This is a genomic window from Polaromonas sp. (assembly GCF_029945925.1).
In the GTDB taxonomy this organism is placed as follows: domain Bacteria; phylum Pseudomonadota; class Gammaproteobacteria; order Burkholderiales; family Burkholderiaceae_C; genus Polaromonas.
This window is the reverse complement of record NZ_JAQSDN010000002.1, coordinates 34,837-54,393: the sequence shown is the minus strand read 5'-3', so window position 1 is coordinate 54,393 and position 19,557 is coordinate 34,837. Positions and strand designations below refer to the sequence as shown.

19 protein-coding genes are annotated in these 19,557 nt (G+C 65.1%); 6 read left to right on the top strand and 13 right to left on the bottom strand.

The window, feature by feature from the left end:
• Nucleotides 1–12: 12 nt before the first annotated feature.
• Nucleotides 13–468 carry a multidrug/biocide efflux PACE transporter gene (locus tag PSV40_RS00710; protein ID WP_300533126.1) on the top strand — a complete coding sequence of 152 codons (456 nt, stop codon included), beginning with the start codon at nucleotides 13–15 and terminating at the stop codon, nucleotides 466–468.
• Between the two features lie 13 nt (nucleotides 469–481).
• Here the strand turns inward: PSV40_RS00710 and PSV40_RS00705 are convergent, their stop codons facing one another.
• The 3 genes from PSV40_RS00705 to PSV40_RS00695 form a co-directional block, all read right to left on the bottom strand.
• Entirely contained in the window at nucleotides 482–1,309 is an 828-nt protein-coding gene (locus tag PSV40_RS00705; RefSeq protein ID WP_300533125.1) for a metallophosphoesterase, read from the bottom strand.
• Nucleotides 1,309–2,277 carry a diacylglycerol kinase family protein gene (locus PSV40_RS00700; protein WP_300533124.1) on the bottom strand — a complete coding sequence of 323 codons (969 nt, stop codon included), beginning with the start codon at nucleotides 2,275–2,277 and terminating at the stop codon, nucleotides 1,309–1,311. Before PSV40_RS00700 ends, PSV40_RS00705 begins: the two co-directional genes overlap by 1 nt.
• A 97-nt stretch (nucleotides 2,278–2,374) precedes the next feature.
• Complete coding sequence (locus tag PSV40_RS00695; RefSeq protein ID WP_300533123.1) at nucleotides 2,375–3,088, bottom strand: SIMPL domain-containing protein; 714 nt, start codon at nucleotides 3,086–3,088, stop codon at nucleotides 2,375–2,377.
• Between the two features lie 272 nt (nucleotides 3,089–3,360).
• Here PSV40_RS00695 and ompR point away from each other — a divergent pair, with 272 nt between their 5' ends.
• The gene (gene ompR, locus PSV40_RS00690; RefSeq protein WP_300533122.1) at nucleotides 3,361–4,098 is read left to right on the top strand and encodes a two-component system response regulator OmpR; all 738 of its coding nucleotides are present in this window, start codon (nucleotides 3,361–3,363) and stop codon (nucleotides 4,096–4,098) included.
• A gap of 85 nt (nucleotides 4,099–4,183) precedes the next feature.
• Nucleotides 4,184–5,581: an ATP-binding protein gene (locus tag PSV40_RS00685; RefSeq protein WP_300533121.1), complete on the top strand. Its 1,398-nt coding sequence runs from the start codon at nucleotides 4,184–4,186 to the stop codon at nucleotides 5,579–5,581.
• Nucleotides 5,582–5,802: 221 nt separating this feature from the next.
• On the opposite strand, the gene ispF is transcribed toward PSV40_RS00685, so the two are convergent.
• Nucleotides 5,803–6,282: a 2-C-methyl-D-erythritol 2,4-cyclodiphosphate synthase gene (ispF, locus tag PSV40_RS00680; protein ID WP_300533120.1), complete on the bottom strand. Its 480-nt coding sequence runs from the start codon at nucleotides 6,280–6,282 to the stop codon at nucleotides 5,803–5,805.
• Between the two features lie 121 nt (nucleotides 6,283–6,403).
• Nucleotides 6,404–7,228: a 2-C-methyl-D-erythritol 4-phosphate cytidylyltransferase gene (gene ispD, locus PSV40_RS00675; RefSeq protein WP_300533118.1), complete on the bottom strand. Its 825-nt coding sequence runs from the start codon at nucleotides 7,226–7,228 to the stop codon at nucleotides 6,404–6,406.
• Nucleotides 7,229–7,355: 127 nt separating this feature from the next.
• On the opposite strand from ispD, the gene mfd reads away from it, so the two are divergent.
• Both mfd and serB read left to right on the top strand, forming a co-directional pair.
• Nucleotides 7,356–10,940 (top strand): transcription-repair coupling factor, encoded by a 3,585-nt coding sequence (gene mfd, locus PSV40_RS00670; protein WP_300533116.1) that lies wholly within the window; start codon nucleotides 7,356–7,358, stop codon nucleotides 10,938–10,940.
• The gene (gene serB / locus PSV40_RS00665; RefSeq protein WP_300533114.1) at nucleotides 10,937–11,680 is read left to right on the top strand and encodes a phosphoserine phosphatase SerB; all 744 of its coding nucleotides are present in this window, start codon (nucleotides 10,937–10,939) and stop codon (nucleotides 11,678–11,680) included. Before mfd ends, serB begins: the two co-directional genes overlap by 4 nt.
• Nucleotides 11,681–11,710: 30 nt before the next feature.
• Here serB and PSV40_RS00660 read toward each other — a convergent pair whose 3' ends face one another.
• Complete coding sequence (locus PSV40_RS00660; protein ID WP_300533112.1) at nucleotides 11,711–14,521, bottom strand: 7TM diverse intracellular signaling domain-containing protein; 2,811 nt, start codon at nucleotides 14,519–14,521, stop codon at nucleotides 11,711–11,713.
• Between the two features lie 145 nt (nucleotides 14,522–14,666).
• Between PSV40_RS00660 and PSV40_RS00655 the strand changes: the two genes are divergently transcribed.
• Nucleotides 14,667–14,996, top strand: a complete 330-nt coding sequence (locus PSV40_RS00655; RefSeq protein WP_300533111.1) for a cupin domain-containing protein — start codon at nucleotides 14,667–14,669, stop codon at nucleotides 14,994–14,996.
• 269 nt (nucleotides 14,997–15,265) lie between these two features.
• Here PSV40_RS00655 and PSV40_RS00650 read toward each other — a convergent pair whose 3' ends face one another.
• From PSV40_RS00650 to PSV40_RS00620, 7 genes are all read right to left on the bottom strand, one after another.
• Complete coding sequence (locus tag PSV40_RS00650; protein WP_300533109.1) at nucleotides 15,266–15,442, bottom strand: hypothetical protein; 177 nt, start codon at nucleotides 15,440–15,442, stop codon at nucleotides 15,266–15,268.
• A 189-nt stretch (nucleotides 15,443–15,631) separates the two neighbouring features.
• Nucleotides 15,632–16,084, bottom strand: a complete 453-nt coding sequence (locus PSV40_RS00645) for a hypothetical protein (protein ID WP_300533107.1) — start codon at nucleotides 16,082–16,084, stop codon at nucleotides 15,632–15,634.
• Between the two features lie 110 nt (nucleotides 16,085–16,194).
• Nucleotides 16,195–16,395, bottom strand: coding sequence for a hypothetical protein (locus PSV40_RS00640; RefSeq protein ID WP_300533106.1), 201 nt, complete (start codon nucleotides 16,393–16,395; stop codon nucleotides 16,195–16,197).
• 179 nt (nucleotides 16,396–16,574) lie between these two features.
• On the bottom strand, nucleotides 16,575–16,748 hold the full coding sequence (locus PSV40_RS00635; RefSeq protein WP_300533104.1) for a hypothetical protein: 174 nt from the start codon (nucleotides 16,746–16,748) through the stop codon (nucleotides 16,575–16,577).
• 202 nt (nucleotides 16,749–16,950) lie between these two features.
• Nucleotides 16,951–17,547, bottom strand: a complete 597-nt coding sequence (locus tag PSV40_RS00630; protein WP_300533102.1) for a CDP-alcohol phosphatidyltransferase family protein — start codon at nucleotides 17,545–17,547, stop codon at nucleotides 16,951–16,953.
• 98 nt (nucleotides 17,548–17,645) lie between these two features.
• A complete protein-coding gene (locus PSV40_RS00625; RefSeq protein ID WP_300533100.1) occupies nucleotides 17,646–18,134 on the bottom strand; it encodes a hypothetical protein in 489 nt (162 codons plus the stop codon).
• Nucleotides 18,135–18,293: 159 nt separating this feature from the next.
• A complete protein-coding gene (locus PSV40_RS00620) occupies nucleotides 18,294–19,067 on the bottom strand; it encodes a DUF2726 domain-containing protein (RefSeq protein ID WP_300533098.1) in 774 nt (257 codons plus the stop codon).
• Nucleotides 19,068–19,557: the final 490 nt, after the last annotated feature.

The following is a 19,557-nucleotide window of genomic DNA, read 5'->3' as shown; positions in this document are numbered from 1 at the left end:
ACCAGCCAGCCCATGAGTCTCCTCCAGAAGTCCGTCAAAGAACGTTTTTTCCACGCCCTCGGTTTCGAGGTGCTGGCCATCGCCCTCTGTGCGCCGCTGGGCGCCTGGCTGCTGGGCTACTCGCTGGCGCACATGGGGCTGCTGACCTTGATGATTTCGCTGATCGCCATGGCCTGGAACATGGTGTTCAACGCGGTGTTTGACAACGCCCAGCGCCGCCTGGGTTTCCGGCGCACGCTGGGCGCGCGGGCGGTGCATTCGGTGCTGTTCGAGGTCGGCCTGATCCTGGCCGTGGTGCCGCTGGCCGCCTGGTGGCTGGACATCGGACTGTGGGAAGCCTTTGTGCTGGACATCGGCATCGTGCTGTTTTTCCTGCCCTACACCTTTGCCTTCAACTGGAGCTACGACCATTTGCGGGACATCATCGTGGCCCGGCAGCTGCGCAAAAAAGCGCTGTCTGCCGCCTGATCCGTCCGCAGATTCAGCGAACCACCGCGCGGTCCGGCAGAAACTCGCTGGTATGCGCCACTTCAAAACGCCCCGCGCCGCCGGCGCTGCGGTAGTCCCAGCGTTCGAGCCGGCCCGCCAGCGGATGGGCGGCCGGGTCGCACAGCAGCAGGTTCACGGAGTTGGGAGCTTCGCGCCGGATGCGTGAGGACAGCGCGGTACCGGCCTGCACACACCAGAGGCGCCGCGGCAGGCCTTCCACGCAGGAGGACAGTTCGCAGACATAAGGCAGGTGAATATGCCCCCCCATGACAATGTCCGCGCCGGCAGCGGCCCAGGCGCGCACCGCCGGCTCCCAGCCGAGCAGGCGGTCGTGCTCGTCCTCAGCGCGCAGCACATACACCGGCTGGTGCACCACCACCACGCGCAGTTGCCCGGGCCCGGCCCGGCGCAGGCGAGCGGCCACCCGTTCGATCTGCCGGGCCGACACCTCGCCATTTTTGTGCCGCCAGCGGCGCGTGGTGTTCACCATGCTCAGTTGCAGCCAGGCGGTGTCCAGCACCGGTTCCAGGCCGGGCCCGAAGGCCCGCAAATAGCGCGCATAAGGCGTGACCAGGCGTTGCCAGGGGTTGAACAGCGGGATGTCGTGGTTGCCGGGCAAAACCAGCATCTGCGGAATCTGCAGGCGTTCACAAAACGCCCTCGCCTCGCCAAACTGCGCCGCCGTCGCACGTTGCGTGATGTCGCCCGACAGCACCAGCACATCAGGGCGCTGTTGCCGCACCAGTTCCACCAGCGCCTCCATCACCGGCGGCTGCGCCGTGCCGAAATGGGGGTCGGAGATCTGCAGCAGCTTGTTCATCAGGCCACTTCCACCCGGTCGGCCGGCGCGGGAACCATCAGCAGCAGGGGTTGGTCGGCGACCTCGAACACCAGCGGTGCCTCCATCCAGCAGACCTCCCCGTCGGTGGCCACCTTGACACGCCGGCGCCCGCGCGGCGTGACCGTCAGGCGGCGAAACGAAAAGCTGTGGATATTGTCTGCATCGCCGAGCCGCCCCAGCAGGCCGCGCAGCAGCAGGCCGAACAGCGCCAGCGTGCCGATGGGACGCACCACCACCCCGGCCAGCTGGCCGTGCACCACCGCATTGGCGTCTTTTTCGGCAATGCCCACACGTGTGAGTTGCAGGTGGTTGTTGCCGACAAACAGCGTCGGTGTGCGCAAGGCGGCCACCTGGCCGGCCGATTCGATCTGCAGCTGAAGCTGGCGGCGCGTCTGCAGCAACGAGGCCATGCCCGAAACAAAAGCCACCAGGCGGCTGCGGCCGAACTGCTGCTTCCAGGCTTCCCTGTCCTCCAGCAATTGCGGGTACAGACCCAGACTGGCATTGACCAGAAACAGCCTGCCGTTGACCTGGCCGACCTGGACCGGCGACACACTGGCGCCGACCAGGGCCCTGGCCGCCGCCTCGGTCTCCTGCGGGATTGCATGGACACGGCCGAAATAATTGAAGGTGCCCTGCGGCAGGACGCCGAAGGGGCAGCCGCTGCCCAGCACGGCGCGGGCCACGGCATTGATGGTGCCGTCGCCGCCCGCAGCCACCACCACGCCACCCCGGGCCTTGGCCTGGCGGACAGCGCTGCGCGCCACTTGGTCGATCTGGTTGGTTTCGTCAATCGGCAGGAACTCGAACTCGCGGCCAGCCTGCGTGAACACGCGCGCCATCAGGGCCTGTTCGTCGTCGGTGTTGTGGTGGCCCGAACCCGCATTGATGACAATCAGCAAGGGGCCCCGGCGCGCGGCGTCCTGCGCCAGAAAATGAACATTCATGCTCACCAGCTTACGGACCGGCCCTGTTTCCGTCTGTCAGGCAAACGCCCTTCCGGGAGTGTCCGGTACGGCCGGATCACCAGCAGAGGGCACGTCGTCACTTCATCTGCACGGAGCCCGACACGTTGACCAGCACGGTGCTTTTGCCGGCTTCGACAGGAATCGCCGAATCCGACATTGCGGCCTTGGCTTCCATGGCCATCATGCGCGGACGGATCGGGCCCTGGTCATTGGCGTTGATGGCGACTTCACGCAGCGTGTAGCCGGAAAAATTGAAACCCCGGGCGATCTCGCCGGCCTTGGCCTTGAAACGCTCAATCGCCTGCGCCTGCGCATCCCCCTCGACGCGGGCACGGGCCTCGCGGCTCAGCGCAAAACCGACATTGCCCAGGCTCAAGGTCTGGACCTTGCCGGCCGCTGCCGTGATGCGCGCAAAGTCCCGGCCCTCCAGCACCATCTCAGTGCTGCCCTGCCAGCCGTTCATCTTGCCGTCCTTGCCATAACGCGGGTACAGGCTGAAGTTGCCGGTGCGCACATCCATCAGGCCAGGCTGGGCGGTTTTTTTGGCCTCGGCCAGTGCCGCCTCCAGGGCCAGCTTGAGCTGGTTTTGCACCGTGGCGGCATCGCTGCCGTCGCGCGTGGTGGTCATTGCGATGGACAGCAGGTCCTGCTGCACTTCGACGGCCGCGCTGGCCGACAGCTGCGCGACGTTTTGCAGCGGCGCGTAAGGTCCAGGCTGGTTCTGGGCAAACAGGCCGGTGCTTGCGGCCAGGAGCGCACAGGCGGCAAAAAGGTGGGTGGTTTTTTTCAAGGGATCACTTTCGGTTGAATAAAAAACAATGGGCATGCGGCAAAAACCGCGCCGCTGGCGAAACGATAGACGACTTTCAGCGCCCGGCTTGTCAGCATCGGCCGTCAATGGTTGCCATCGAAGGGCCCAAGCCTGCCATTGGTTCGCAACTCTCCCTTATCCCGCCTGCCCGTAACTGCAACTTCTGTAACAGTCTGTCAAAGTGCACAAAAAATCTCGAATCCGCGTTTTTAGCCCGCAGAATTGGCTCTGTTACAAATTACGATCGCCTTATGACACAAGCTAGCAACTCCACCCGCGCTGACAAGATCCTGATTCTTGACGACGATGCCCGCATCCGCGACCTGCTGCGCCGCTATCTGACGCAGGAAGGTTTTGAAGTCATCCTGGCGGAGGACAGCAAGGCCCTGAACCGCATCATGATGCGCGATGCCGTGGACCTGATCGTGCTCGACCTGATGATGCCCGGCGAAGACGGCCTGTCCATCTGCCGGCGCCTGCGCGCCGCCAACGACCGCACCCCCATCATCATGCTGACCGCCAAGGGCGAGGACGTGGACCGCATCGTCGGGCTGGAAGTCGGCGCCGACGATTACCTGGCCAAGCCGTTCAACCCGCGCGAATTGCTCGCGCGCATCCATGCCGTGCTGCGCCGCCGCCCCGCGGTCGAAGTGCCGGGCGCGCCGTCGAGCGAGCAGGAAGTGGTCAATTTCGGGCCCTTCAGCTTCGACATGGGCTTGCGCACCCTGCAGAAAAATGGCGAGGAGCTGCCACTGACCACCGGCGAATTCGCCATGCTCAAGACGCTGGTGCGGCATCCGCGCCAGCCGCTGTCGCGCGAAAAGCTGGCGCAACTGGCGCGCGGCCGGGAGTTTGAGCCCTTTGACCGCAGCCTGGACGTGCAGGTCTCGCGCCTGCGCAAGCTGATCGAGGTGGACGCTGCGGCGCCCCGCTACATCCAGACCGTGTGGGGCATCGGTTATGTCTTCGTGCCGGACGGCACGAGCTGAAGCGAAAGCGAAAGCGCCACTTGCTGCCGGACGCCCGACTCCCCTCAGGCTGACCGGGCCAACCCACCTCACCCTGAGTCCCCGAATGCAAGGCACACGCGCCGTACACCTGGAAACTGCCCCCGCGGCGCCGGAAACCGCACCGGCGCCACTGGAGATGCGCCCGCGCGTCGGCCTGAGCCTGTTCTGGCGCACCTTCCTGTTCCTCTCACTGCTGCTGATTGGCTGCATCGTCGCCTGGCTGCAGACCTTCCGGGCGCTGGAATTCGAGCCGCGCGCCGTGCAAAGCGCCCGGCAACTCGCCTCGCTGGTCAACCTGAGCCGCGCCGCGCTGAAATACTCCGACTCCATCACCCGGGTCTGGCTGATCAAGACCCTGGCCGAGGAAGAAGGTGTGCGCATCTCGCCGCGCGAACCGCGCGACAAGTTCGAGCACTTTGTCAACGATCCCTTCAGTGAGCGCATTGGCGACGAACTGACGGCACGCATGGGCGAAGGCACGGTGGTGGCCCGGTCCGTCAACGGCGTGCCCGGCCTGTGGGTCGGGTTCAACATCGACGGCGACGCCTACTGGCTGCTGACCGACCCCTCGCGGCTGGGCCCCCTGCAGGGCGGCACCTGGCTGATCTGGCTGATCACGGCGGCGATCCTGTCGCTTGTCGGTGCCGCGCTGATTGCGCGCCTCATCAACCGGCCGCTCAAACAGCTGTCGTTTGCGGCCAGCCGCATGCGCGACGGTGACTTCGACGCCAGCCTGCTCGACGAGCAGGTGGCGACCAGTGAGATCCGCGAGGTCAACATCGGCTTCAACCGCATGGCCGAGCAGCTCTCCAAAATCGAGGAAGACCGCGTCATCATGCTGGCCGGCATTTCACACGACCTGCGCACGCCGCTGGCGCGGCTGCGGCTCGAAACAGAAATGAGCGTGGCCGATCCGGAGGCCAGGGCCCATATGGCCGCCGACATCACCCAGCTCGACGCCATCATCGACAAGTTCCTGGACTACGCCCGGCCCGATCCGCCGCAGCTGGCGTCGGTGTCGCTCAATGCCATCGTCGATGCGGCCGTCTATTCTGTGGGCGAATACGCCGACATGCGCGTCAATGTGTCACTTCCGGGCCAGATTGTGGTGCTCGCCGACGAGGTCGAGCTGTCCCGCGTGATCGCCAACCTGCTGGAAAACGCGCGGCGTTATGGCAAGACACCGGAGACCGGCATCGCCATGGTCGACATCGCAGCCAAGGAACGCGACCAGTGGGTGCTGATCAAGGTGCGCGACCACGGCACCGGCGTCGCGCCGCAGGCCCTGAACAACCTGACCAAGCCCTTTTTCCGCGGCGACGCGGCCCGCACGGCGGCCACCGGGGCCGGGCTGGGCCTGGCGATTGTCGAGAGAACCCTGCACCGCATGGGCGGCGTGTTCGCGCTGGCCAACACCAGTTCGGGCGGACTGGCTGCGCACATCAAACTAAGAAGGGGTTGAATAGTGCCCCCACGGTCGCTCACTGCGTGTAGCTCCCTGCCCCCCGAGGGGGCCGCTGCGCCTGCGGGCCGGCGGAGCCGGACCCGCGGCCCCGGCTTGCCTTAAGAGCCTCCGCTATACCCGTTCGTCCTGAGCCTGTCGAAGGAAGTCGTCAGAGGGCCGCTGAGCACCTTATGCATCAAATCGCCTCTCAGCCCTTATCCGACGGGCGCAAGCAGCTATTAAAACAATAGCGCCACAGCTCGCGCTTCGATGCTCAGCCCCTGCCCCACCGGCCCCAGCTTCTCGGCGGTCTTGGCTTTCACGTTGACCCGTCCGGCCTCCAGCCCCAGGGTTTGCGCGATGCGCTCGCGCATCGCCGGAATGTGGCTGGCCAGCTTGGGCGCCTGCGCAATCACGGTGCTGTCGATGTTGCCTATGCGAAGTCCGCGTTCGGCCAGCAGGCGGCCGGTTTCACGCAGCAGCACCACCGAGTCCGCCCCCTTGAAGCGGACATCGGTGTCGGGGAAATGGCTGCCGATGTCGCCCAGACCGGCGGCGCCCAGCAGCGCGTCGATGATGGCGTGGATCAGCACATCCGCATCGGAGTGGCCGAGCAGGCCGGCGCTGTGCGGCACCGTGACACCGCCAATGATCAGCTTGCGGCCCGGCACCAGCGCATGGGTGTCCCAGCCTTCACCGATGCGAAACGGTGCCCCCACGCTCCCCACTTCGTGTGGTTCCCTGCCCCCCGAGGGGGCGCTGCGCCTGCGGCCCGGCAAAGCCGGTTCCGCGGCCCCGGCTGTTGAAGCGGGTACCCCCACGCTCTCCCCACATGTGGAGTCAGATGGATTCGCGGCCGGTGTCATCAGATAAAACTTTCTGCGCAGCTTTCGGTGCGGCGGGTTTGCGCACTCGCGGCTTTGCCGGAGTCCGGCTTTTGATCAGGGCTTCGGCCAGCAAAAAATCTTCCGGGTAGGTGACCTTGAAGTTGTGGGCACTGCCGCGCACCAGCTGCGGCGCCACACCGGCCGCTTCCATGGCACTGGCTTCATCGGTCACCGGCTCGCCCAGGGTCTGCGCCATCTTCAGGGCCTGCGTCAGGGCGCCCAGGCGGAACATCTGCGGCGTTTGGGCCAGCCATTTGTCCGAGCGGTCCACGGTGGCGACCACGCGTTCGTCCCGTCCCTGCTTGAGCGTGTCGGGCACCGGCTGGGCCAGCAGGCCGCCCACCGGGTCGCAGTGGCAGGCATCGATCAAGCGGTCGATCAGCGCGGGCGTGACCAGGCAACGCGCCGCATCGTGGACCAGCACCCAGTCATCGGGTTCGGCGCCGCTGGCAGCCAGCTGCTGCAGGCCATTGAGCACGCTGGCGGCACGTGTGGCGCCGCCGCAGGGCGCCACCTCATACCCGGCCCGGGCTGCCCCGCTGAAAAAATCGTCGCCGGGGGCCACCACCACGAGGCAGGAATTGATACGCGCCACCCCGGCAAAGGCCCGTAGCGTGTGCTGCACCATGGGCACGCCGGCGATCGGCTGGTACTGCTTGGGCAAGGCCGCGGCTGCGCCCTGCGCCGCGTTGTCACCCATGGCGCGCATGCCCTGACCCGCACACGGAATCAGCGCATAAAAGCGGGGAACCAGGGATTTCGGCGGGATCGGCGTCATGGCTTGATCATAGATTCTAAAATCGGGGCTTCCAAGGCCAGCCAGGGCCGTTCACACCCCACTCTGCACCGTTTGGGGTGTTTTCCTTTTTTCCGCCGCTTTCCTGTTACCTAATTCCGACTGCTTCATGGATTTACCCAAACTGCTCCCTGGCAAACGCTACACCCTGCCGCAACCCGCCGGCTCCGCCGACGCCCTGTTGCTGGCGCAGCTGGGCCTGAGGGAAAAAGCGGCCGGCCGGCTCACTGCCATCGTCACCGCGGACGCGGCCACGGCGCAACGCCTGCTGGACGAGCTGGCCTTTTTTGCACCGGCCCTGCGCTGCGCCCTGTTTCCCGACTGGGAAACCCTGCCCTACGACACCTTCTCGCCCCACCAGGACCTGATCAGCGAACGCCTGGCCACCCTGTGGCGCATCAGCCAGCACGACAAGGAAACCGGCGCCGATGTGGTCATCGTGCCGGCCACCACGGCGCTGTACCGCCTGGCGCCGCCGTCCTTCCTGGCCGGCTACACCTTTCACTTCAAGGTCAAGCAAAAGCTCGATGAGGCCAAACTCAAGAGCCAGCTGACCCTGGCCGGCTACATCCATGTCTCGCAGGTGGTCAGCCCCGGCGAATACGCGGTGCGCGGCGGACTGATCGACCTGTTTCCCATGGGCTCGGCCGTGCCTTACCGCGTGGACCTGTTCGACGACGAGATCGACTCCATCCGCACCTTCGACCCCGACAGCCAGCGCAGCCTGTACCCGGTGCCGGAAGTGCGCCTGCTGCCGGGCCGCGAATTCCCGATGGATGACGACGCACGCGCCAAGTTCAGGAACCGCTGGCGCGAACTGCTGGACGGCGACCCGACCAAGAGCCGCATCTACAAGGACATCGGCAACGGCGTGGCGACGGCCGGCATCGAGTATTACCTGCCGCTGTTTTTCGACGACACGGCCACCGTGTTCGACTACCTCGGCAGCGACGCCACCGTGGTGCTGCACGGCGACCTGGAGCCGGCCTTCCAGCGTTTCTGGCAGGACACCAAAGACCGCTACCGCCTGGTGCGGGACGCGCCGGACCGCCCGGCCTTGCCGCCGGAAGCGCTGTTCCTGGGCACCGAGCAGTTTTACGCCCGCGCCAACGACTACGCGCAGCTCGCGTTGAAGGCGCGAAGCCCTCACCCTGGCCCTCTCCCAGAGGGAGAGGGGATTACCGGGGATTTACTCCCTCTCCCAGCGGAAGTGAGGATCAAAGCGGATTTACTCCCTCTCCCTCTGGGAGAGGGCAGGGGTGAGGGCTCCCCCTACGCCGACTTCAATTCACTACCGCCCATGTCGGTGGTGCGCGGCGCGGAAGACCCGCTGGCCCGCCTGAAGGCGCATATCCGCAACACACCGCAGCGGGTGCTGCTGCTGGCCGAAAGCGACGGCCGGCGCGAAAGCCTGCTCGATTTCCTGCGCGCCAGCAGTGTCAGTCCGCCGGCTTTTGATTCGCTGGAAGACTTCCAGCACAGCAGCGAAAAACTCGGCATCGCCACGGCGGCCCTGAACACCGGCTTCAGCTGGCTGGCCGGCGACATTGACTTCGTCACCGAAACAGAACTGTTTGCCGCGGGTGTCGTCACCCGGCGCCGCAACCGCAAGCAGGAACAGGTCAGCGACGTCGAGGCGCTGATCAAGGACCTGTCCGAGCTCAATGTCGGCGACCCGGTGGTGCACAGCGCGCACGGCATCGGCCGCTACAAGGGCCTGGTCAACATGGACCTGGGCCAGGGCAACGCCGAGTTTTTGCACCTGCAATACGCCGACGATGCGACCCTGTATGTGCCGGTCAGCCAGTTGCAGCAGATCAGCCGCTACACCGGCGTCAGCGCCGACGAGGCGCCGTTGCACCGCCTGGGCAGCGGCCAGTGGGAAAAAGCCAAGCGCAAGGCCGCCGAGCAGGTACGCGACTCGGCTGCCGAACTGCTCAACATCTACGCCCGCCGCGCCGCGCGCGAAGGCCACGCCTTCCGCTATTCACCGGACGACTACGAAAGTTTTGCCAACGACTTCGGCTTCGAGGAAACCGCCGACCAGCGCGCCGCGATTCACGCCGTGATCCAGGACATGATCAGCCCGCGCCCCATGGACCGCCTGGTCTGCGGCGACGTCGGCTTCGGCAAGACCGAGGTGGCGCTGCGCGCCGCTTTCATCGCCATCACCGGCGGCAAGCAGGTGGCGCTGCTGGCGCCCACCACCCTGCTGGCCGAGCAGCACTACCAGACGCTGGTGGACCGTTTTGCCAAATGGCCGGTCAAGGTCGCCGAGATGAGCCGCTTCCGCTCGGGCAAGGAAATCACCGCCGCCATCAAGGGCATCGCCGACGGCAGCATCGACATCGTGGTCGGCACGCACAAGCTGCTGAGCCAGGACGTGAAGTTCCAGCGCCTGGGCCTGCTCATCATCGACGAGGAACACCGCTTCGGCGTGCGCCACAAGGAAGCGATGAAAGCCATGCGCGCCGAGGTCGATGTGCTGACCCTGACCGCCACGCCGATTCCGCGCACCCTGGGCATGGCGCTCGAGGGCCTGCGTGACCTCAGCGTGATCGCCACCGCGCCGCAGCGACGGCTGGCGATCAAGACCTTTGTGCGCAGCGAAAGCAACGGCGTGATCCGCGAAGCCGTGCTGCGCGAATTGAAACGCGGCGGCCAGGTCTACTTCCTGCACAACGAGGTCGAGACCATCCAGAACCGCCGTGAAAAACTCGAAGCCCTGCTACCAGAGGCGCGGATTGCCGTCGCGCACGGCCAGATGCCCGAGCGCGAACTCGAGAAAGTCATGAAGGACTTTGTGGCGCAGCGCTACAACCTGCTGCTGTGCTCGACCATCATCGAGACCGGCATCGACGTGCCGACGGCCAACACCATCGTGATGAGCCGCGCCGACAAGTTCGGCCTGGCGCAGCTGCACCAGCTGCGCGGACGGGTTGGCCGCAGCCACCACCAGGCCTATGCCTACCTGATGGTGCCCGACATCGAAGGCCTGACCAAACAGGCCAGCCAGCGGCTCGAAGCCATCCAGCAGATGGAAGAACTCGGCTCGGGCTTTTACCTGGCCATGCACGACCTGGAGATACGCGGCACCGGTGAGGTGCTTGGCGAAAACCAGAGCGGCAACATGATGGAGATCGGTTTCCAGCTCTACAACGAAATGCTCAACGAAGCCGTGGCCTCACTCAAGGCCGGCCGGGAGCCCGACCTGCTGGCGCCTCTCAATGTCAGCACCGAGATCAACCTGCATGCGCCGGCCCTGCTGCCCAGCGACTATTGCGGCGACGTGCACCTGCGACTGAGCTTTTACAAAAAGCTGGCCACTGCAAAAACCACCGACCAGATCGACAGCCTGCTCGAGGAAATCGTGGACCGCTTCGGCAAACTGCCGGCGCAGGCGCAGACCCTGATCGACGTGCACCGCCTGCGCGTCATCGCCAAACCTTATGGCGTGGTCAAGGTCGATGCCGCGCCCACCTTGATCAACATCACCTTCAAGAAGGACCCGCCCATCGACTCGATGGCCATCATGCATTTGATCCAGAAGAACAGACACATCAAGCTGGCCGGCAACGACAAGCTGCGCATCGAGCGCGAACTCAAGGAACCCAAGGACCGGGCGCAAATGGTTCGCGACGTACTGAAATCCCTCGGACAACCCAAAACCACCACGGAAGCCACACCCGCATGACCCCCGCTGAATCCCTCCCCGGCCTTGCCGTCAAGCTCACCACACCTGACCTCAAACTCGGCGACTTCAAGCTGATCGCCTTCGACATGGACTCGACCTTGATCAACATCGAGTGTGTCGATGAAATCGCCGACGCCGCCGGCCGCAAGGCCGAGGTGTCAGCCATCACCGAAGCGGCCATGCGCGGCGAAATCGCCGACTACAAGGAAAGCCTGCGCCGGCGTGTGGCGCTGCTCAAGGGCGTCAGCGTAGCCAGCATGGACGAGGTCTACCACCAGCGACTCAAGCTCAACCCGGGCGCCGCCGAACTGGTGCATGCCTGCAAGGCTGCCGGCCTGAAGGTGCTGCTGGTCAGCGGCGGCTTCACCTTTTTCACCGACCGTGTGCGCGACGAGCTCGGCATCGACTACACGCGCTCGAATGTGCTTGAAGTCGAGAACGGCCTGCTGACCGGCCGCATGGTGGACCAACCCTGGGGCGACATCTGCGACGGCGAGGAGAAGAAAAAGATGCTGCTGCAGACCTGCGCCATGCTCGACATCCCGCCCGCCCAGGCCATCGCCATGGGCGACGGCGCCAACGACCTGCCCATGATGGGAGAGGCCGGCCTCTCGGTGGCCTACCACGCCAAACCGAAGGTGCGCGAACAGGCCATGGTCGCCATCAACGAGGGCGGGCTCGACCGCCTGCTGGAAGTGTTCAGCCCGCCATCCGGCGCAGCGGCCCCGCAACAGTCCTGAAGCGGCGACCCCAAGACTGGTTTCGAGCTACTACAGCAGGGCGGGCTGCACCAGAGCGTCCTGCGTCTGGGTCCTCAGCGGCAGGCGCACCGTGAAACAGGTGCCTGAACCGGCCGGGCCCACCAGGCTGCTGACTTCAATCGTGCCGCCGTACAGTTCCACCGCATTCTTGACAATGGCCAGGCCCAGGCCGGTGCCGGGTATGGCGCCAACATTGCTGGCGCGGTGAAAGGACTCGAACAGGTGGGTGATTTCATCGGCGGGAATGCCGATGCCGTTATCCGACACTTCCAGCACCAGTTGCCGGTCCTCCAGAAAGACACGGCACAGCACGATGCCGCCCAGCGGCGAATACTTGACGGCGTTGGACAGCAGGTTGCCCAGGATGTGCCTGAGCAGTTTTTCGTCATGCAGCCCCGCCCCGCCGCCGGCCGCAAACAGCAGGCGCAGCTCGCACGGGCCGTCAGGCTGCAGCGTGCGCGCCTCCTGCACCAGCTGCCGGCAGAGTTTCTCAAGATCCAGGGGCTGGGGTTCGAACTCCAGCATCTGCGCCTCGGCCTTGCCGATCAGCAGCACGCGGTCGAGCATGCGCGTCATGCGTTGCACACTGGCCGCAATGGTGTCAAGCACTTCCGCCTTTTCGGGTGCGGGCAGGCGCTCGCCGTAGTGCTTGAGGATTTCCCCCGACGACAGGATGCTTGCCAGTGGCGTGCGGAACTCGTGGCTGGTCATGGCCACAAAACGGCTGCGCAGCTCGTTGAGTTCCCGCTGCCGCTCCAGCGCCTCGCGTGTGTCCTGTTCCGATTTCTTGCGCTCGGTGATGTCCAGGAAAGTCCAGATCACCCCTGCCTCCGGATCAAGCGGCCGCAGGCAGTTGCCGCCCGCCTCCACCCAGAACAGCTCGCCGTTGCGCCGCTGAAACTGCTGCTCGCAGGTGTAGCTACCGGCGGTTTTCAGGGCTTCGCGCGCACGCTGCCCGAAGTTTTCCCACGCCGCGGCGTCCGGGTGCAGCCGCAGGGCCGAACGGCCGATCAGCTCCTCGCGCGGGTAGTCCATCATCTCGGCGAACTTGGCGTTGACCCACTCCAGCCTGCGCGCCGCGGACAGCACAATGCCGACCAGCGCGCTGTTCAAAATGGCTTCCCGCACGGACGAGGTACGCACCAGCTCGGCTTCCAGCTCCTTGCGCCGGGTGATGTCCGTCATCACCCACACCGTGCCCTGCGTCAGGTCGCGCGGGCTGACAGCCTTGCCGGACAGGGAAATCCAGATGTGCGCGCCGGTGTACTGGCGGACCTGGATCTCGGTTTCGTAAGCCCGGCCCGCCCGGATGCAGGCCGCCACCTCGCCCCCGACGCGCAGGTAGTCCTCGCGCGACAGGTAAAACGGCTCCATCGAGGTCAGCGGCTGGTCGCCGGCGGCAAAAATTTCGAGCATGGCCTGGTTGGCCCAGCGAAAACGCCCTTCAGGCGTCAGGAACGCGATGCCGACGATGGAGTTGGCAAGTATGGTTTCGCGCTCCTGCAGCACCGCGCGGTAACGCTCCTGCGACTGGCGCAGGGCTTCGACCGTGGCCTGGTCGGCCTGGCTGGCGGCTTGGGCCTGTTTCTTTTCGGCCAGCGCCACATTGATGCGGTCGGCCAGCGCAAATGAAAGCAGCACCATCTCCAGCGCCGAACCGATCAGCAGCGCATTGGTCGTCAGCAGGTTCGACGGCAGCATGCCGATGTTGTGCAGCGCGATGATCATCACCCCGATCAGCAGCACGGCCCAGGCCGTCAGGAAATAAGGTGCGCCGTGGTAGCGGGCCCGCACACTGAGGATGCCGGCCAGCACCACCACCGTGACGCTGACGACCGCCAGCCCGGTCACCATCCAGGAAGAGGCCGCGTAAGACAGCAGCAGAGCGACCAGCAGCGTCAAAATCCAGCCACCGACCAGCACTTGCATCACGCGGTTCAAGCGCGGCATGCGGGTGGCGCTGCCGAGAAAATTGCACGCAAACAGGAGGCCGAACGCGGCGGACACGGACAGGCCCACCGGCGACGCCACATGGCCCCACCAGGTCTGTCCGGGCCAGAGGAACTGAGCCCCCAGTCCCGTCAGCGCCGCCTGCGAGATGGCCATGCCACCGACAAAACCCACATAAATCAGGTAAGCCGGGTCCCGCACCGAAAAAAACAGCAGCAGGTTGTAGAGCAGCAGGCCGATCAGCAGGCCGAAGTACAGGCTGAGCACGGCGTACTCCCGCTGGTCGTGTTGCCACAGCGCCCCGGTCTGCCACAGGCGGGCCGGAACCGACACCGTTCCCTGCGACTGCACACGAAGATAAAGCGTGGTGTCCAAGCCGGGCTGCAGCGTCACCGGGAGCACATGGTTGCGGTGTGGCACCGCCCGGCTGGCAAAGGGCAACAGATCGCCGCCGCGCTGGTGCTCAAACCCGCCGCGGGGGTTTGACGTGTGGAGGTCCAGTTGGTCGAGTGTCGGAAAAGCGACCTCCAGCAGCCACGGCGCAGGCGCATCCGCCTGCGCCTGCAGCGTTATGCGCAGCCAGAAGGCCGACGAGGTCAGTCCGAAGTTGGTGGCTGACCCGATCTGCGCCACCGTTTGGAAGCGCGCCTGCTGCGCCGGCTGCAGCACCTCGTCCAGCGACAGCTGGCCGCCGGGGTCTTCCAGCACCATGAAGGCGCGCGACAGCGGGTAGCTGCCCTGCTGGCCGATCATCAGCGCGCCGCCCTGTGCATGCAGCAGCGGGGAGATCAGCAGCGCCAGCATCAGCGAGAACCCGCGCAGCCATGCACGCGGGCGGACAAGGTGTCGGAAGCACGGGAGGTCAGGCATGTGCGTGGCGGAAAGCCCCTTTTTGGCGCCCATTATCCACCGCACATTCCACCGCACACGCGGCAGCCAGCGCCGGCGAATCCTGCCTATGGACAAAACCCCCGGGGCTGGTTAGTGTGACAACAGACCCCGAAGGAATAACACCATGGCACTGGACCACGCGCAACCGCTCGATATCATCAATGTGCAGCCCCTCGCCGGCAAGCTGCAGGACGTCAAAACCCACAGCCTGCTCAAGACCGGGAAACTGCAGCTGATGCGCCTGGTGCTGGCGGCCGGCCAGAACGTGCCCGAACACCAGGTGTCCGGCGAAATCACCATCCAATGCCTGGAGGGTGAAGCCGTGGTCAGCACCCCCGGACTTTCGCGCACGCTGGGAGCCGGTGAACTGATGGCCCTGCCCGGCGGCGAACCGCATGCGCTGAAAGCCACCACGGCCGCCTCGCTGCTGGTCACCATCCTGCTGAACCCCTGAACCACTGAACCCCTGAACCCCTGAACCCTGAACCCTGAATCTCTGAACCCAGGCGTCCCCGGTCGCGAAGACCAAAATTCTATTTCGAATGCTATTTATTTGATAGCTGCTTGCGCTTGCAGGGAAAGGGCTGCGCGGCCCTTTCAGCAGAAACCGTAAACATGCGCCCCGCAAGCCCGGGCCTCAGCCATCAAGCCTGCGGCAGCGGCACGCCACGGGCGGTTTCGGCAATGCAGTTGGCCACGTGCAGACGCCGCCCCGACAGGCTCCTAGTTCAGCAGGCCGAACACCAGTTGCAAGTGGGCCGCCTTCAGGCGCGCGTGGGCCGCGTCCAGTGCGGCGAAGGCCGCGTCGATGGCACGCCGGTCGGGCACCGGCGCGCGCAGCAGCATGTCGTAGGTTGCCCGCAAAAAATCGTAGTCGGCCAAGGCAACGGTGGGGCGCATGTGAGAAGTGGTGAGGTGTGCCTGCATTTCATCTCCGGCTTGATGGAACCACAGTGCAGGGTCGGCTGATCCGGTCCCTTCATGCCTTTCATTGTGGACAAGCCGTGGCGCCCGCCGCATAGGTCAACTGAATCTCCGGTTGTCGGAGACCACCTACCTACCCGCGCGCCGCCGGTGCGGCCAACGGCGTCAGTCCAGGTGATCGAGCAGCAGCGGCGCAATCATTTCCAGAAAGCGGTATTCGCCTTCGGGCAGGTGCCGGGCTTCGGGGTCCATCTGGCACAGCGTGCCGTAGAGATGCCGGGGACCGCGCGACAGCGGCAGACCAACATAGGCATTGATCACCCCGCGCTGGAAATGGGTGGCCAGGCGCGCATCGGTCAGGACGTCTTCGCTGACGAAGGCCTGAGCGGGCTGCACATAACTGCACAGCGAGTGGTCACGGGGCGTGGGTGACAAGGGGGACACCACCTGTCCGAGCCGGTCGTGGATGCCCACGTTCAGCATCACGTCACCATCGAGCTTGTAGATGGCCGTGTAGCGGTGCGGCGCGCGCCGGTTCAGGAAGGCCAACGCACCGGGAACCCCATGGTCCGCCAGCACTGCCTTGAATTTGGCAATGTCGTCAAAGCAGTCTTGCACAGGGGACTTTCGGTAGGGGGCCGGACGGCCGTGGCGTGGTGCCGCGATTGTAGGTACCCGCGAGAAGGCGGTGGGATCAGCCGGGTATAGGCGGCAGCCCGCCAGGGTCGCTACAGAGGACGCAGATGGGTCGGTGGATCGAAGTCGCCCATCGCCAGCTTGAAGCGGATATGAGCTTCGTCCATGGCCACCATTGCGTCGTTGACCGCCTTGTAGTCGGGCGGGTCCATGCTCAGAAAACGCATGTAGTCCGCCCGCGCCTCGTCATAGTCTGCCAGGGCCTGCTGCGCTTTCGAGAGGGGAGCAGACATGGCCCAAGCCTTAAATGGCGGGCTGAACCGTGCCAGGCTCTTCCGGACGCGCCGGCGCGGGCACGGGACCGAGGTCAGGCTCGACCGGAAATTCAGCCGGCGCAGGCACGGTTTTCCCGCCAGGCGACAGGGGCTCACCATTTTCGGAAGGATGGGGGCGATGGGTGGACGACATGGGATCAGAACGGGGCGATCCAGGCGTCCAACGGAACCTCCGCGGTCACCAGTGCGGCCACGGCGGCAATACCCACGGAAACCGCCGAAACATAGGCTACCAACGACCGCAGCACCCGCCGGGGCGGTGTGCCGGACAACCAGGCTGACTGGTGGTTGGTATCTGGATGGCTGGACATAAGCCTATTTTCGAGGGAAGGCAGAGCGTCTGCCATAGGCGGAATCTGAAAGCCACTGTCAGCGCAGGCTGACAAAGGGAAACGAAGCGCGCACCACGCATCGCCCAGAACTCACTTTTTGATAGCTGCCTGCGCAGTACCCACAAGGGCTGGAGGCCAATTCAGCATCATGACATAACTCTGCCGACCCGGGAATTCGGGCTTAGAGCTTGGGAATACGCAGCGTCTTGCTCAGCATCAGGGTACCGGACAGGACAAATAGCAGGGACAAGGGATGCAGCGCCCAGGGGCCGACCATCCAGACACCGCCGTAGAGCTGATCACCCAGGCGGTCCTGCCAGGCCGCCACGGCCAGCAAGGCGGTCAGCAGCACGCTGGTGGGAATCGGTGTGCCCTCGAAATAAGCCACCTTGGCGGCGCCTGCCGACAGCGTTTCGGCCGTGACGTTGTACCGTGCCAGCCGGCTCACGCCGCAGCAGACGAAGTAAATCAGCGCAACCCAGTCCCAGCCGCCACGCAGGCCCGCAGCAAACGCCAGCGCCGCAGGCGCCACGCCAAAGGAAATGATGTCCGCCAGCGAATCGAGCTCACGCCCCAGTGCCGAATGCTGGCTGCGCCAGCGCGCCACGCGTCCGTCGAGCACGTCAAAAATGAAGGCAGCGGGCGCCATGGCCGCCGCCGCATAAAACCAGGCCTTGTCCCCCTCCACCGCGTACAGCATGGCCAGGAAAACACCCGCGACCCCGCAGGCCGCATTACACAGCGTGAGGAAGTCCGCTAGGTGGAACTCCCGCAACATGGAGAAATGTCTGGGCTTGTCAGTCAAAGGCGCCTGCTTTCATTGGTGGTCATGTCGGTCCGGCCTGCCATGCCATGCCATGCCATGCCTTACTTTACCTATTTTTGCGGGACGGGGACCGGTACGAGCAGCACCGGCGCATTGGTCTGCGGCTCGATGCGGACCGACGTGGCGCCGACCGGCACGACCACGGCTTCGACTTCGCGAATCACCCCGCCGCCGGCGACACTGCCGCTGGCGTTGCCATAGCCGATCACACGGGCTTGACAAGCCGCGCGGTCTTCGCCCGTGAGCGCTTCGCAGCGCAGGCGGGCGTTGGCCTCGAACTGGGCGCCGCTGTTGTCGAGCTTGCCGCTGCGTTTTTCGGCAGCGGCATTGTTCACTTCCCTGAGGCAGGTGGCCTGGTCCTGCTGGGACCGGCCCTCCATACAGGCGGCGCGCTCCTTCTGCGTATTGCCCGAGGCATCAATGCCCGTGGTGCCGGTTGCCGTGATGGGCGCCTGCGCCAGCGCAGCCCCCATGAGCAGGGACAGCCCCAAGCCGGCCCATGCGTGGCGCGCGCGAAATGTGAGGTTGGTTTTGATCATGTTGTGCTCCTGAACGGTGAAAGATGCCCCCAGTCTAGGGAGACGGACGCTCCCGGTCTGAGGGAGATCACGCCCGCCGGGCAGCGCCACGCACGCGACTGTCTGTAGGACGGGACTTTCAGGGCCGAGAAAAAAGGCGGCCCAGGCCGCCTGCGCCGGCTATCGGCCGGGCATGGTGAAGGAGTCTTCCCAGGGGGTCGCAAAACGGCCCGGCTTGTCACGGGTGGTGAAGGACCCGGTGCCATCCGGGTTGAAACCGACGTTGCGATTTTTCTCCCGGGGGTCGGTGTCGGCTGCCTGTTTGTCCTTGAGCTCCTTGAGGGCCGCGGCCTTGGCGGCGCGCACCTTTTCACTGGTGAACTCGTCGAGCGCCGCATGAAAGCTGCTATCGCCGCCGCGGGTTTCGTCGGCCTCGGCCTCCGACATCGGGACTTCGCCCAAAAATGCCGCCCGCATGGCACCGCCCGCGGGCAGGCTGCCGCTGCGCACCGTGGTGTAGCCGATGCCGCATTCCAGCAACAGGCTTTCCTTCATGTCCTTTTGCGCCCTGGTCAGACCCCGTTTGCCGGGCACGTCGACACAGCCGACCACCTTGCCGTCCAGCGTGCAGACGGTGAAGCTGCAGTAAACCCCCTCCAGCAGCTCGTGCCACTGCTGGTCCTTGTTTTCGGGCCGGTTTTTGGTGCTCGGAATCGTGAAACGCATGACCGGCACCTTGATCATCACCGCATGGTCCGCAAAAGCCGTGCGCAGCCACTTCCACACCTCCTGCTCCTCGCTGGTCATCAGGCCGCGGGCGTTGAGCAGCCAGCGCGCAGGCAAACGCAGCTTCTCCTCGACGCGGCGGCGCGACCAGCTCCAATGCGCCAGAACCCCCAGACCGACGCCCAGCAAAAGGCCCAGCGCGGTCATCAGCCATGTGGATAGGTTCACGGTATCTCCTTCTTGTGTGGACACACTGCCGGGCGCAACCCTGCGTCTGGCAGCCAGCATAAATCACAAACGCCCCGCCGGTCAAAACATGGCGTCCGGAACAGTTACCAAACGAAGCACCGAAGCAGCGCGCGCAGCGCTTTCGCAACTGCTGCCGGCCGCCCCTGACCATCACACAGGGAATGCCGCATTTCGTGTCCATCGGGAACGACCAGCTCGCGCGCCGTGATGGGCCACCGGCTCGGGGCACTCATGCTGCGGAGGGCACCGCGACGCAGATGCATTCCGTGAAGCAGGATGTGTTGACGCCGGTCGCAGGCAACAGCAGCAACGCCCCCAAGCCCAGGGTCCCGTCAAATCATGGAACACGCGCACTCCCTCTTTCGGGGAAGTCTAACCACATAGCTGGGAAAAGATGACTTTTCTATCTAAAACGATATATTTTTATCCCGAATACGCCAATCCCGACCGAGTGGCCCCTGGTGGAACC

What these genes read in the sequence shown, in the direction of transcription:
- PSV40_RS00685 (WP_300533121.1), top strand. Translation starts at nt 4,184, where the DNA reads ATGCAAGGCACACGCGCCGTACACCTGGAAACTGCCCCCGCGGCGCCG.
- PSV40_RS00655 (WP_300533111.1), top strand. Translation starts at nt 14,667, where the DNA reads ATGGCACTGGACCACGCGCAACCGCTCGATATCATCAATGTGCAGCCC.
- PSV40_RS00705 (WP_300533125.1), bottom strand. Translation starts at nt 1,309, where the DNA reads ATGAACAAGCTGCTGCAGATCTCCGACCCCCATTTCGGCACGGCGCAG.
- mfd (WP_300533116.1), top strand. Translation starts at nt 7,356, where the DNA reads ATGGATTTACCCAAACTGCTCCCTGGCAAACGCTACACCCTGCCGCAA.
- PSV40_RS00700 (WP_300533124.1), bottom strand. Translation starts at nt 2,277, where the DNA reads ATGAATGTTCATTTTCTGGCGCAGGACGCCGCGCGCCGGGGCCCCTTG.
- PSV40_RS00650 (WP_300533109.1), bottom strand. Translation starts at nt 15,442, where the DNA reads ATGCGCCCCACCGTTGCCTTGGCCGACTACGATTTTTTGCGGGCAACC.
- PSV40_RS00635 (WP_300533104.1), bottom strand. Translation starts at nt 16,748, where the DNA reads ATGTCCAGCCATCCAGATACCAACCACCAGTCAGCCTGGTTGTCCGGC.
- PSV40_RS00625 (WP_300533100.1), bottom strand. Translation starts at nt 18,134, where the DNA reads ATGATCAAAACCAACCTCACATTTCGCGCGCGCCACGCATGGGCCGGC.
- ispD (WP_300533118.1), bottom strand. Translation starts at nt 7,228, where the DNA reads ATGACGCCGATCCCGCCGAAATCCCTGGTTCCCCGCTTTTATGCGCTG.
- ompR (WP_300533122.1), top strand. Translation starts at nt 3,361, where the DNA reads ATGACACAAGCTAGCAACTCCACCCGCGCTGACAAGATCCTGATTCTT.
- PSV40_RS00630 (WP_300533102.1), bottom strand. Translation starts at nt 17,547, where the DNA reads ATGTTGCGGGAGTTCCACCTAGCGGACTTCCTCACGCTGTGTAATGCG.
- PSV40_RS00710 (WP_300533126.1), top strand. Translation starts at nt 13, where the DNA reads ATGAGTCTCCTCCAGAAGTCCGTCAAAGAACGTTTTTTCCACGCCCTC.
- serB (WP_300533114.1), top strand. Translation starts at nt 10,937, where the DNA reads ATGACCCCCGCTGAATCCCTCCCCGGCCTTGCCGTCAAGCTCACCACA.
- PSV40_RS00660 (WP_300533112.1), bottom strand. Translation starts at nt 14,521, where the DNA reads ATGCCTGACCTCCCGTGCTTCCGACACCTTGTCCGCCCGCGTGCATGG.
- PSV40_RS00640 (WP_300533106.1), bottom strand. Translation starts at nt 16,395, where the DNA reads ATGTCTGCTCCCCTCTCGAAAGCGCAGCAGGCCCTGGCAGACTATGAC.